The organism is Teichococcus globiformis (assembly GCF_042646265.1).
GTDB lineage: Bacteria > Pseudomonadota > Alphaproteobacteria > Acetobacterales > Acetobacteraceae > Pseudoroseomonas > Pseudoroseomonas globiformis.
Genome location: NZ_JBHRTN010000026.1, coordinates 11,574 through 24,889 on the forward strand (window position 1 = coordinate 11,574; position 13,316 = coordinate 24,889).

Annotated in this window: 8 protein-coding genes; 6 read left to right on the plus strand and 2 right to left on the minus strand. The window is 70.6% G+C overall.

From position 1 onward, the window contains the following. Nucleotides 1-72 precede the first annotated feature (72 nt). Together ACFOD4_RS19680 and ACFOD4_RS19685 are read left to right on the plus strand one after the other, a co-directional pair. Nucleotides 73-3,354, plus strand: a complete 3,282-nt coding sequence (locus ACFOD4_RS19680) for a DEAD/DEAH box helicase (protein WP_379599216.1) — start codon at nucleotides 73-75, stop codon at nucleotides 3,352-3,354. Nucleotides 3,355-3,663: 309 nt separating this feature from the next. Then, nucleotides 3,664-6,921 (plus strand): EAL domain-containing protein, encoded by a 3,258-nt coding sequence (locus ACFOD4_RS19685; protein ID WP_379599218.1) that lies wholly within the window; start codon nucleotides 3,664-3,666, stop codon nucleotides 6,919-6,921. A 38-nt stretch (nucleotides 6,922-6,959) separates the two neighbouring features. Here ACFOD4_RS19685 and ACFOD4_RS19690 read toward each other — a convergent pair whose 3' ends face one another. Together ACFOD4_RS19690 and ACFOD4_RS19695 are read right to left on the minus strand one after the other, a co-directional pair. Continuing rightward, the gene (locus ACFOD4_RS19690) at nucleotides 6,960-7,868 is read right to left on the minus strand and encodes a polysaccharide deacetylase family protein (protein ID WP_379599220.1); all 909 of its coding nucleotides are present in this window, start codon (nucleotides 7,866-7,868) and stop codon (nucleotides 6,960-6,962) included. A gap of 17 nt (nucleotides 7,869-7,885) precedes the next feature. Beyond that, entirely contained in the window at nucleotides 7,886-8,908 is a 1,023-nt protein-coding gene (locus ACFOD4_RS19695) for a ketopantoate reductase family protein (protein WP_379599222.1), read from the minus strand. 97 nt (nucleotides 8,909-9,005) lie between these two features. On the opposite strand from ACFOD4_RS19695, the gene ACFOD4_RS19700 reads away from it, so the two are divergent. The 4 genes from ACFOD4_RS19700 to ACFOD4_RS19715 all read left to right on the plus strand — a co-directional run bounded on the left by ACFOD4_RS19700 (nucleotide 9,006) and on the right by ACFOD4_RS19715 (nucleotide 13,304). Beyond that, nucleotides 9,006-9,719, plus strand: a complete 714-nt coding sequence (locus ACFOD4_RS19700) for a GntR family transcriptional regulator (RefSeq protein WP_379599224.1) — start codon at nucleotides 9,006-9,008, stop codon at nucleotides 9,717-9,719. Next, nucleotides 9,716-10,474 (plus strand): SDR family NAD(P)-dependent oxidoreductase, encoded by a 759-nt coding sequence (locus ACFOD4_RS19705; protein WP_379599226.1) that lies wholly within the window; start codon nucleotides 9,716-9,718, stop codon nucleotides 10,472-10,474. The genes ACFOD4_RS19700 and ACFOD4_RS19705 overlap by 4 nt, the downstream gene beginning before the upstream one ends. Before the next feature lie 66 nt (nucleotides 10,475-10,540). Next, nucleotides 10,541-11,557 carry a Bug family tripartite tricarboxylate transporter substrate binding protein gene (locus ACFOD4_RS19710; protein ID WP_379599228.1) on the plus strand — a complete coding sequence of 339 codons (1,017 nt, stop codon included), beginning with the start codon at nucleotides 10,541-10,543 and terminating at the stop codon, nucleotides 11,555-11,557. Nucleotides 11,558-11,702: 145 nt separating this feature from the next. Further along, a complete protein-coding gene (locus ACFOD4_RS19715; RefSeq protein ID WP_379599230.1) occupies nucleotides 11,703-13,304 on the plus strand; it encodes an ABC transporter substrate-binding protein in 1,602 nt (533 codons plus the stop codon). The last annotated feature ends 12 nt before the right edge of the window (nucleotides 13,305-13,316 follow it).

A 13,316-nucleotide genomic window follows, 5' to 3' on the forward strand; every position in this document is an offset into this window, starting at 1 on the left:
ACGAGGCACCCGGACGGCCTGTCGCCGCGTTAACCCCCCCGCAGCGGCCGCGATCGGCCTTGGGATGGATGGATGCGGATGGACGGGATGGAGCTGGAGCCGGAAGGCCTGCTGGCGGCGCGGCTTCTGGAAGCGGCGGCGGCGGCGGGCAAGGCGGGGGTGATCCACCTGGCCCGGTCGGAAGCCCGTGCCGGCAGGCTGTTCCGCGCGGCCCGGGCCCTCGCGCCGGAAGTGGAGGTGCTGCTGCTGCCGGGCTGGGATTGCCTGCCCTATGACCGCGCCTCGCCGTCCCTGGCGGTGATGGGCGGCCGCATGGCGGTGGTTCGGGCCCTCGCCGCCCCTGCGGAACGGCCACGCCTGCTGATCGCGGGGCCTGGCGCGGCCATGCAGCGCCTGCCGCCATCCATGGCGGCCGAGCAATCCGTCACGCTGCGCCAGGGCGAGGCGCTGGAGCTGGAAGCGCTGGAGAACGAACTGATCCGGCTGGGCTACCGCCTGGATGCGCGCGTGGACGAGCCCGGGGAGGCCGCGTTGCGCGGTGCCGTGCTGGACATCTTCCCGGCCTTGGAACAGGCCAGCCCCTGCCGGGTCGAGCATGTGGAGGGGCGCGTCACCGCTCTCCGCCTGTACGACCCCCTGACCCAGCGGAGCACGGACGAGGTGGCGGAAGTTGTGCTCCACCCGGCCTCCGAGATCGTGCGCCCCGGCGGCGGCGGAGAAGAGGAAGAAGCACTCCAGCCCTTGTCGCCGGGCTCCGAGCACGGGTTGGCCAACGCCTACCCCGCCCTGGTGTCGCTGTTCGAGATGATGCCGGAAGCCCGGCTGGTGGAGGAGCCGGAGGTCGCCGATCTGCGGCAAAGGCGCGACGCGGAGATCGCGGAAGCCTTTCGCACGCGTCTGGCCAGGGGACAGTCAGAACCGGATGCGCCGCCGATCAGCGAGCCCGCCGCGCTTTACCTCGATGGGGCGGCGTGGAAGCAGGCACGCTCCGGCCGCGACGTGCTGGTGCTGGACCATGCGCGGGAGGATGAGCCGGAGGATGCACGCGGGGCACTGCCGCCCTTCGCGGGGATGGAAGAGCCGGAGGAAGCCTTTCTGGACTTTCTGGAAGAGGAGCGCGCGGCGGGCCGTTCCGTGGCGCTGGCCGGACCTCCCGCCGCCGCGCGGTCCCTGCTGCGGCTGGCCGAGGCCAGGCTGGGCGAGGCGGCCACCCCGCTGCCTGGCTGGCTGGCCCTGCGCAAAGCCCGCCCTTCCTGCTTCGCGCGGATCGACGGTGCGCTCGCGGCGGGGTTCCGTACGGAGAAGGCATCCGTGGTGGCGCTGGCGGATGTGCGCCCGGCGCTGGCACGGGAGCGGGGCGCGCCGGCGCCGGACCTCGCCTTTGATGCGGCGCTGCTGCAGCCGGGCGATGCGGTGGTGCATCTGGACCACGGGCTCGGTGCTCTGCGCGGCGTGGAAACGCTGACGGTGGACGGTGTCGACGAGGACCGGCTGCGGCTGGAATATGCCGGCGGCGCCTCGCAACTGGTGCCGGCGGACGAGACCGATCGGCTCTGGCGCTATGGCGCCGATGCCGAAAGCGTGTCGCTGGACCGCCTGGGCGGCGAGGCCTGGCCGAAACGGCGCGCCGAGGTGGAGGCGCAGCTGGAAGAAACGGCGGCGGCCCTGCTGCGCCTGGCGCGGGAGCGAGAAAAGAGGGGCGCTCCGGTGCTGAAGGCCCCGCGCGCCGCGCTGGAACGTTTCGCGCAGGGCTTCGGCCATGCCCTGACCCCCGACCAGGACAGCGCCATCGCCGCCACGCTGCGCGACCTTGCGGCCGGGCGGCCCATGGACCGGCTGGTCTGCGGCGATGTGGGCTTCGGTAAGACCGAGGTGGCGCTGCGGGCCGCCGCCGCGGCGGTGCTGGCCGGTCACCAGGTGGCCGTGCTGGCGCCCACCACCGTGCTGGTGCGGCAGCACCTCTCCACCTTCCGCCGCCGTTTCGCGGCGCTGGGCGTCCGGGTGGAGGCGCTGTCGCGACTGGTCCCGGCGGCGGAGGCGCGCGCCACGCGGGCGGGGCTGGCGGATGCCTCGGTGCGGATCGCCATCGGCACCCAGGCCCTGGCGGCAAGGGACGTCCGTTTCGCGAAGCTCGGCCTCGTCATCATCGACGAGGAGCAGCGCTTCGGCACGCGGCAGAAGGAGATGCTGCGCCGCCTGTCGACGGGCGCGCACACCCTCTCGCTCACGGCCACGCCGATCCCGCGCACGCTGCAATCGGCGCTGATCGGCCTGCAGGACCTCAGCGTCATCGCCACGCCGCCGGCGCGGCGGCAACCCATCCGCACCCTGCAGGTCCCGGCGGATGACGTGCTGCTGAAGGAAGCGTTGCAGCGCGAACATCGGCGCGGCGGGCAAAGCTTCATCGTTTGCCCGCGCATCGCCGACATCGCGCCGCTACGCGCCCGCATCCGCCGCCTGCTGCCGCGCCTCAGGCTGGCGGAAGCGCATGGCGACATGCCTCCGGAAGAGATCGACAGCGTCATGGTGCGTTTCGCCGAAGGCGGGGCCGATGCGCTGCTGTCCACCAACATCGTCGAAACCGGGCTCGACGTGCCGCGCGCCAACACCATGCTGGTCTGGCATCCGGACCAGTTCGGGCTGGCGCAGCTGCACCAGCTGCGCGGCCGGGTCGGGCGGGGCCGTGCCCGCGGCTCCATCCTGCTCCTGACCGATCCCGAGGCACCACCCTCCCCTGCTGCCGCGCGCCGGCTGCGGACGCTGGAAGCCTTTGACCGCGTCGGCGCCGGCTTCAGCATCAGCGCACGCGACATGGACCTGCGCGGCGCCGGCGACCTGCTGGGCGATGACCAGGCGGGGCATCTGAAGCTGATCGGCATCGGGCTGTACCAGCACCTGCTGGACAGTGCCCTGCGCCTGGCACGCGGCGAAGCCCCGCGGGCCGAGGCGGCGCCCACCCTGGCGGTGGGCATCAGCGCCGGCATTCCCGACGACTACATCGCCGAGGATGCACTGCGTGTTGAAACCCATGCCCGCCTGGGCGGCATCCTGCGGCGCGGCGACCGCGGAGCGCTGGAAGAGCTGGCGGAGGAGATCGCCGACCGGTTCGGCCCGCCGCCGGAGCCGGTGCGGCATTGGCTGGCCCTGGCGCGGCTGCGGCTGCTGTGCCGGAGGCTGGGGGTCCACCGCCTCGAAGCCGGGCCGCAGGGCGTGGCGGCGCAGCTGGACGGGGAGAAGCTGCTGCTGCGCAAGCCGAGCCGCACGCCGGAAGAACGCCTGGCCTTGCTGGACCGCCTGCTGCTCAATGTCCGGCGGCATCGGCGCGACCCACAGGCCGAGCGTCGCTCAGCTTGATCCCGCCTGTAGGGAGGATCTGCTGCTCCCACGCAGACGCGTCCAGAGATCAGGTCATTCGCGAAAGAAACGGGTTTGTATCGCCGATAACAAAGAACAGGATTCCGTGGACCCTGCCGGTCGGTCGGCAGTGCAACGACGTCATGGACGCACCAGGCTCTGATCAACTGAAAATAGAAACTTGCGTGAAATACCTCGCGTTCTAGCATTGCGGCGATGTCGTGTGGGAAACAAGCTCCTCCCACAGCCAGGAACTTGACGGGAACATCACCGCCGTCCACGAGCCGCGGTGCGAGCGAGAAACTCTGGATGGATCTGCCTGTCGGGATGCTTTCACAGCTGAGGAGCGAGCAGGATGCCGGCGAGTTTGCCGGCATGATCGATCTGGTGCCGGTGGCCTGGTGCCTTCTCGGCGCGGATCTGCGCCTCATCCTGGCCAACAGGCGCTGCGCGGCGCTTCTGGGCAAGGCTGCGGAGGAGTGCCGGGGCGGGGAGCTGGCCGGGCTCGCACCGGATCTCTTTTGCAGGCTGCAGCCCATGCTGCGGCACAGCCTTGTCGGCGGCACGGCGCACGCGGTGGAAGTGCCGGCGAAGCTTCTTCCCGCGCCGGGCCCGGATGAAACGCTTCTGGTGACGCTGCAAGGCCATCCCGGGCCAGGTGACGGCGCCCCTGTGATCGCCCTCGCCTTCCAGCCCCTGCCCGGTCCGGCCGCCGAGGCCCGGGCGCAGTCGGAACAGGCGCGGCGGGATGAAGAGGATCACTACCGCTACCTGGTTCAGCACAGCCCCCACATTGCCTGGACCGCGGATCCGGCCGGATGCATCCTCACCATCGATGGGCGGGGCCTCGCAGGGCTCGGCATGTCCCTGCGGGAGGCCCGGGAGGGCGGCTGGGCAGCGGCGGTGCACCCGCAGGACCGCGCGGTTGTTCTTCCCGCCTGGGAGCAGGCCCTGCGCACGGGCGAGCCCTACGACATCGAGTACCGCATCCGGCTCGGCAATGGTGGCTGGCGCTGGATCCGCGCCCGGGCAGCGGCCCGCCACGACGTGGAAGGCCGCATCATCCGCTGGTACGGCAGCGCCTCCGACATCGACCGGCGCAAGCGGACCGAACAGGCGTTGCGCGAAAGCGAGGAACATTACCGCCATACCATCGAGCTGAGCCCGCAAATCCCCTGGACGGCCGACAGCGACGGCAACATCCTGGAAGTCGGCCCGCGCTGGCTCGCGGTGATGGGGATGACGCGAAACGAGACGCTCGGCTCCGGCTGGCTGAAGGCCCTGCATCCCAACGACGTGGCGGGCACGGCGAAGCTCTGGGCGCACAGCCTGCGAACGGGGGAACCGGTGGATGTGGAATACCGCCTGCGTCTGGCCGATGGAAGCTATCGCTGGTTCCGCGCCCGGGCCGCGGCGCGGCGCGATGAAGGAGGCCGGATCCTGCGCTGGTACGGGACGGTGGAGGATGTGCAGGACCGCAAGCTCGCAGAACAGGCCCTGCGGGAAAGCGAGAAGTTCTCGCGCCAGATCCTGGAAGCGACGCCCGACGAGGTGAAGGTCCTGGACCCGCAGGGCCGCCTGATCTTCCAGAACGGCACAGGCTTCCCGCGCTTCGGCGCCGAGGGCGGCTCGGGGGCCGGCGGGGCGCTCTGGGAGGCAGGCTGGCCGCAGGAAGAGCGGCCGCGGATCCGCGCCGCCCTAGCGGATGCGGCGGGAGGCGGCCATGTCAGCTTCACGGCGTCCCGCCCCGCGGCGACCGGCGAGGTGGAATGGTGGGACAACATCGTCTGCCCGATTCCGGATGGCGGCGCCGGACCGGAGCGCCTGCTGGTCCTTTCCCGCGATGTGACGGAAGCCCGACGGGGGCAGCGGGCGGTCGAGGCCGCGCGCGCCGAGGCGCAGGCAGCGGCGGCGCGCCTCTCGGGCGTGCTGGAAAGCACCACCGACAGCGTTGTGGTGATCGACCGCCATTGGCAGGTGACCTACCTCAACGCCCAGGCCGCCGCCCTGCCGCTGGACGAGAAGCTGCGCGCGGGCACCAATCTCTGGGAAGCCTTTCCCGACGAGGTCGGTGGCCCCTTCGACCGGAACTACCGGCGGGCACTGGCCGAGCAGGTGCCGGTCGCCTTCGAGGAGCAGCTCACCGCGCACGGCCTCTGGCTGGAGGTGCACGCCTATCCCACGGCGGAAGGCGGACTCTCCATTTTCTTCCGCGACATTACGGAGCAGCGCCGGGCGCATCAGGAACAGCTGCTGGTGCAGCAGCGCCTCGCCCACATGGCGCGGCACGACGCGCTGACCGACCTTCCCAACCGCACCCTGTTCCAGGAACGGCTGGACCAGGCGCTGGGCGACGTGGCGCACGGGGAGAGGGTGGCCGTGCATTGCCTGGACCTGGACGGGCTGAAGGCGGTCAACGACACGCTGGGGCATCCGGCGGGGGATGAGTTGCTCCGCGAGATCGCCAGGCGGCTGAAGCAGCATGTGCGGGAAGCGGACACGGTCGCCCGGCTGGGCGGCGACGAGTTCGCCATCGTGCAGGCCGGGCCTGCCGGGCGGGCGGACGCGGCGCTGCTGGGCCAGCGGCTGCTGGAGGCGCTCGCGGAGCCAATGGAGCTGGCGGGCCAATGCATTGCCGTCAGCGCCAGCATCGGCATCGCCCTGGCGCCCGAGCATGGAAGCGACGCGGATGGCTTGCTCAAGGCAGCCGATCTGGCGCTCTACCGCGCCAAGTTCGACGGGCGGGGCATGCAGCGCTTCTACGAGGCCGGCATGGACCAGCCGCTGCAGGCCCGCCAGGCGCTGAAGATGGAGCTGCGCCGGGCCCTTGCCCAGGGCGAGCTGGAGCTGGCCTACCAGCCGCTGCTGGATCTGCGCGCGGCCCGGGTGGCGGGCTTCGAGGCGCTGCTGCGCTGGCGCCATCCGAAGCGGGGGCTGATCCCGCCGGCCGAGTTCATCCCGGTGGCCGAGGAAACCGGGCTGATCGTGCCGATCGGCGAATGGGTGTTGCACGAGGCCTGCCGGGAAGCCGCCGGGTGGCCGGACGGGGTGGGCGTGGCGGTGAACCTGTCGCCGCTGCAGTTCCGGAAGCCTGGCCTGGTGGATGCGGTCGGCGCAGCACTGGCCGCCTCCGGGCTTGACGCGTCGCGGCTGGAACTCGAGATCACGGAATCCGTCCTGCTGCACCACAGCGAGGGCAACCTGTCGCAGCTGCACGAGCTGCGCGGCCTCGGCGTCCGGATCGCCATGGACGATTTCGGCACGGGCTATTCCAGCCTGGGCTACCTGCGCAGCTTTCCATTCGACAAGATCAAGATCGACCGGTCCTTCACCTCGGACCTGCCGGACGGCATCCAGTCGCTCGCCATCATCCAGGCGGTGACCGCGCTGGGCCGCAACCTCGGCATCGTCACCCTGGCCGAGGGCGTGGAAACACGGCAGCAGCTGGCGATCCTGGAAGCCCAGGGCTGCGACATGGCGCAGGGCTACCTGTTCGGCAGGCCGGTGTCGGCGCAGCATGTCGGCCGGGTGCTGCTGCTGGATCACCGCCTGGCGGAACAGTCCTGAGCGAGGCCCGCGGCGCTTTCCGGCGCCGCAGACGGCGCTCAGGCCGCGTTATCGCGGCACCAGGCGGCGACCTCGGCATGCGTGGCGAACCAGCAATCGCCCTTCGCCTTGGCAGCGGCGATCACCTGTTCCAGCACCGGCATGCGGCTGCGGTGGCCGATATGGTGCGGGTGCATGGTCAGCAGGTAGAGCCCGCCCTCGGCATGCGCGCCTTCCAGCTCGGCGAGAAAGATCTCGGCCACGGCCGAAGGCGGGGTGTAGGGGCGCAGCCCGCCGAAGCGGTTCATGTTGAAGTACACTGCGTCGTCGCGGATCCATTCCGGCGGCAGCTCGACGATGCCCGTGGGCTCGCCGCCCGCCGTCAGCTCGTAGGGATCGTCGTCGGCCATCAGGGAACTGTCGTAGAGCAGCCCCATCTCGCGGATGATGTCGAGCGTGCGCAGGGAAAAATCCCAGCTCGCCGTGCGCATGCCGACCGGGCGCTGTCCCGTCACCTGTTCCAGCGTGTCGCGCGCACGAAAGGCGAGATCGCGTTCCACCTCGTAGGGCAGGATGGTGTTGCGCTCGTGGATCCAGGAATGGATGCCGATTTCATGCCCCTCGGCGGCGACGCCCCGGGCTTCTTCCGGATGCAGCAAGGCGGCGACCGCGGGATAGAAGAAGCTGGCCCTGATGCCTTCCCGCCGCAGCAGCGCGCGGATGCGCGGCATGGCGGCGCGGGATCCGTACTGGCCCTGGCTGATGCGCATGGGGCTTTCATCCGCGTCCCGCAGCGGAATGGTCTCGTGGTCCGCGTCGAAAGACAGCGCGACGGCGCAACGCGCGCCACCCGGCCAGGTGCGCGGCCGCAGGCTGCGCCCGGCCCGCGCGCGCTCCACCACGCCGCGCCACACGGGCTCAGGCCAGTCCCAGGGGTCGCCGGCCGGGTGGGGCTGCTTGTTGGTCATCTTCGTCTTCCTCGCTGTCACTGCCGCGCGGCGACCTGGCTCAGCCGGTCTGCCGCTTCCTCGTCGATGGCCCGGCGCCCCTGCTCGATCTCGCCCACCAGACGGACCAGCTCGTCGGCGATGGGAGTGGCGAGGCCATGGCCGCGCGCGGCGGCCCGCACGGGAGCGAGTTGCGCCGCCACATCGGTTTGCCGCTTCCGCACGGCGAGGTCGCGCCAGATGCCGCTGCGTGGCTTGGCCGAACCCCGGTTGAAAGCCTCCATCCTCCGCATGCAGGCGGCGATGGCCGCCTCGTCCCCGCGCATAAAGGCCAGCGGGTCGAAGCCATCGAAGCCGAGCGGCGTGACGCCTTCCGCCGCGGCCACGGCCAGGATCTCCCGCACCAGCCGCCGGATCAGCACCTGCCGGGCCGGGGCGGCGATGAAGTCGGCGATGGTGTCGTTGGTCAGGGCCGAGGCCTTGAGGATGGCCCCGTAGCCCGCCTTGCCCCACAGGTAGCCGAACACATTGTCGCTCAGCACGGCATCCGCGTCGAAATCCCGCAGCAGGGCGTGCAGCGCTTCCAGCCGCGGGGTGCGGCTGCCATCCAGCTCTCCCACCACCACGGCGCCGCGCTTGGCGTAGGCGATATGCCCGGGCGCCATGTAGTCGGCGTAGAAGTTCACGAAGGCGCCGATCGTACGCTCGCGACCGACAATGCCGGCGATGGTCAGCTCGTTGAGCCCGTTCTGGCAGGAAACCACGGCCCCATCCGCCGCGAGGTGCGGCGCGATGGCGCGGGTCGCCGCTTCCGTGTGGTGCGCCTTGACGGCCAGGATGACCAGCTTGTGCTGTCCCTGCACCTCCTGCGGAAGAACAGCCGGGCCACCGATGGTGAAGTCGGCCACCGGGCCCTCGATCCGCAGCCCGCCGGCGCGAATGGCAGCCACATGCTCCGGCACCACGTCCACGAACAGAACCTCATGCCCGGCGCGTCGCAGGAAAGCGCCGATCGTGCCGCCGATCGCTCCCGCACCCCAGATCACCACGGGTCCAGCCATTGCTGTTTCCTCCACCGCTCAGGCCGTCAGTCTTCGCCAAGGGTGGCGCCGCGTCAATGGATTGACGGTTTGTCTGACAATCCAGCATAGTGCGGCGATGAACAGCGACAGCCCTGATCTGCAGGCGGCGCCGCAGATCGTTACCCTGCGCACGGCACTCAGCGACATCTTGCGGGGTGCGATCGTGTCCGGCCGGTTCGCGCCAGGGCAGAAGCTGGTGGAACGCCAGCTCTGCACGCTGACCGGGGCCAGCCGGGCCTCGGTGCGAGAGGCGCTGCGGCAGCTGGAGGCCGAAGGGCTGGTGGTGCTGCGCCCGCATCGCGGGCCCTTCGTCACGGCCATGACGGCGGCGGATGCGCGGCAGGTTTATGGCGTGCGTGGCGTGCTGCTCGGCTACGCCGCCCGGCTCTGCGCCGAGGCGCGCCCGGCGCCCGCGCTGGACGCCATTGCCGCAGCTACGGAAGCCTTGGGCCGGGGGGCGGCGGCGGAAGACCACCGCGCCATTGTTCGGGCCGGCGATGCCTTCCATGCCGCCATCGGCGAGGGCAGCGGCAATGTGGTGCTGCAGCAGATGCTGGCTTCCATGCACAACCGGCTGGCGCTGCTGCGCAACCTGTCCATGGCGCTGCCGCATCGGGTGCGGGAAGGGCTGGCCGCCTATGCCGCCATCCGCGACGCGATTGCCGCCGGCCAGCCTGCGGAGGCGGAGGCGCGGTGCCTGGACCACAATGATGCCGGTGCCGCGCTGGCGCTGCGCATCCTGGAAGAAACGGAAGCCGAAACGGCCCGTCGGGAGGCGAGAACGGGATGACACTGGATTTCGAGGGCAAAGTGGTGGCGGTGACCGGCGCGGCGATGGGCTTCGGCCGCGCCATTGCCCGCAGCTTCGCGGAGCGAGGCGCGGAGGTCCACGCGACCGATATCGACCGCGCCGGGCTGGAAGCAACGGCGGCGGGCAGCACCATCCGCACGGCCACGGCCGACCTGACCGACCGCGCCGCGGCAGCGGCCTGGATTGCCGAGGTGGAAGCCGCGGCGGGCCGTGCCATCGACATCCTGGTGAACAATGCCGGCGGCATGATGGGACAGCATCACCGCCCCGTGGAGGAAGTGCCGGACGCCGAGTGGGACGCCATCATGGCGCTCAACCTCGGCGCCAGCTTCGCCACCATCCGCGCCGCCGCGCCGGGCATGAAGCGGGCAGGAGGCGGGCGCATCGTCAACATCAGCTCCGGCGCCGCCTTTCGCCCCTCGCGCACCCGCATCCAGGCCTACTGCACGGCGAAGCACGCGGTGCTGGGCCTGACGCGGCAGATGGCGATGGAACTGGGTCCGTACGGCATCACCGTGAACAGCGTGGCACCCGGCCTGGTGCTGACCGATCCCGACAAGCAGGGCGGCTGGCAGGCGCAAACGGAGGAGCGGCGCGCCGCCACGCTGTCCGGCATTGCGCTGGGCCGATTGGGCGAGCCGCAGGACATCGCCGACGCGACCATGTTCTTCGCCTCCGGCCTCGCCAAGTTCGTCACCGGGCAGTTGCTGCCCGTGAATGGTGGCTCCTTCTGACAGCCTGCCGGACAAAGTGCCGGCGGAAACGCCCCGAACACTGCGAACACGCAGGAGTGCAAGACCATGAGCAAGACACGCACAGCCTCATCCCTTCCGCCGACAGGCCGGCGCGGCCTGGCGGCGCTGGCAGGCGCGGCGCTGATGGGGCCTGCGGTGTCGCGCGCGCAGAGCGGCGCGTGGCCCGCGCGGCCGATCAGCCTGATCGTGCCCTTCGGCCCGGGCGGCGGCACCGACATCACCGTGCGCCTGCTGGCGCCCAAGCTGTCCCAGCTGCTGGGACAGAATGTCATCGTTGAGAACAAGCCCGGGGCAGGCAGCACCCTTGGCACGGATTTCGTCGCCAAGGCGCGCCCGGACGGCTACACCCTGGTGCTCGCGACCTTGTCCTCCACCGGCGTGGCGGCAGGGCTTTTCAAGAGCCTGCCCTATGATCCCGTGAAGGACCTGACGGCGATCGCGCCGACCAACTTCATCCCCATCTGCCACAGCGTCATCACCCGAGGGCTGACAGTGCGCGACACGGCGGACTGGATCGCGCAGCTGAAGGCCAATCCGAACAAGTATTCCTATGGCAGCAGCGGCATCGGCTCCACCGGCCACCTCGCCTCGGCCAACTTCCTGCAGCGCATCGGCGCGCGGGCCGAGCACGTGCCGTATCGCGGCGCCGGCCAGGTCTTCTCCGCCATGTTGTCCGGCGAGATCCAGTTCAACAGCGACATCCCCAGCCTGATGCTGCCCTACAACCGCGAAGGGCAGGTGCGGACGCTGTTCGTCGCCACGGATGAACGTTCCAAGCTGATGCCGGACGTGCCCACCGCGGCCGAGGTCGGGCTGACAGATTACAAGGCCTATTCCTGGTACGGCATCTTCGGCCCCGCCGGGCTGCCCGAACCCATTGTCGAGCGCATGGCGGCGGCGGTGGACGAGGCACTTGGCGATGCCACGATCAACCAGCGTCTGGAGGAGATGGGAACGCCGACCATGCGCGGCTATACGCCCGAACGCTTCGCCCAGTACGTCAAGGACGAGGTCGACCTGTGGGTGCCGATCGTCAAGGCGTCGGGCGCCTCGGTCGACTGAGCAGGATACGGCGCGGCGGCCTCCTGCCGCGCCGCCCCCCTGGCCCGGCATGATTCGTGCGGCGGGGCGCCACATGCGGTTGACCCCCCCGCGACCTGCTGCCTAGCCTGCCGCCCCCCGGGGAGAATGAGGGAAGGAAATGGTTATGCAACGTCGCACGCTTCTGCGGGGCGCCGGCCTGGGCGGGCTCGCCGCCACGCTGCCGCCGCTCGCCGCGCCTTCGCTGGGGCAGAACAGCCGCGCCGGCACGCTGCGCTTCGTGCCGCAGGCCAACCTCACGGCGCTGGACCCGATCTGGACCTCCGCCATCGTCACCCAGATCCACGGCTACCACGTTTTCGACACGCTCTACGCGGTGAACGCGGCGCAGCGGCCGCAGCCGCAGATGGCCGAGGGCCACACCGTCTCGGATGATGGCCGCGTCTGGCGCATCCGGCTGCGGGAAGGCCTGCGCTTCCACGATGGCGAGCCGGTGCGCGCGCAGGACGCCGCCGCCAGCCTGGAGCGCTGGTCGAAGCGTGATCCCTTCGGCCAGCTGCTGGCCCGGGTGGTGGAGCGCTGGGGCACCGCGGATGACCGCACGGTGGAGATCCGCCTGACGCGGCCCTTCCCCATGCTGCTGGACGCCATCGCCAAGCCCGATGCGAATGTGGCCTTCATCATGCCCGAGCGCCTGGCGCGCACCGACGCCAACGCGGCGGTGACCGAAGTGGTGGGCTCCGGCCCGTTCCGCTTCAAGGGCGACGAATTCGTCGCTGGCAGCCGGGCGGCCTACACCAAGTTCGAGGGCTACGTTCCCCGCCAGGAAGCGCCCGAATGGGCCAGCGGCGCCAAGGTCGCGAATTTCGACCGCATCGAATGGCACATCCTGCCCGACCCCGCGACAGCCGCCGCCGCCCTGCAATCGGGCGAGGTGGACTGGGTGGAGCAGCCACTGATCGACCTGCAGCCGGTGCTGGAGCGCAACCGCAACGTGCGTCTCGAAACGCTGTTCCCCGCCGGCTCGCTGAGCGTGATGCGCCTCAACCACCTGCAGCCGCCTTTCAACAAGCTGAAGGTGCGGCAGGCGGTGGCCCTGGCGGTCAACCAGTCGGACTACATGTCGGCCACCATCGGCGGCGACCAGAGCCTGTGGCGCGAATGCCGCAGCCTGTTTCCCTGCGGCACGCCCTATGGCACCGAGGATCTGTCGGAGTTGGCCAGGCCGCCGCGCGACCTCAACCGCGCCAAGGCGATGCTGGCGGATTCCGGCTATGCCGGCGAAAAGGTGGTGATCATCAACCCCACCGACTTCCCGCTGATCGGACCCCACGGCCAGGTCACCGCCGACCTGCTGCGGCGCCTCGGCATGAATGTGGAGCTGGCGGAATCCGACTGGGGCACGGTGGTGCAGCGGCGGGTGAGCAAGGAGCCGGTGGAGCGCGGCGGGTGGAGCATCTTCCACACCTTCGGCTCCTCCATGGCCTACAGCAATCCCGGCGTTTCCTCGCTGGTCAAGGGCGGCGGCGGCACGGGCTGGTTCGGCTGGTACGAGAGCGCGGAGGTCGAGGGGCTGATCCAGTCCTGGCTGGAAGCACCCGAGGAAGCGCAGCGCACATCGATCGCCGATCGCATCAACAAGCTGGCGCAGGACGATGTGGGCACCATCCCGCTCGGCCAGTTCGTGGCCCGCACGGCCTATCGCAGCGACCTCAGCGGCTTCGTCAAGGGCAGCATGCCCTATGCATGGGGCGTACGCCGCGGCTGAGGCAGCGCGGCG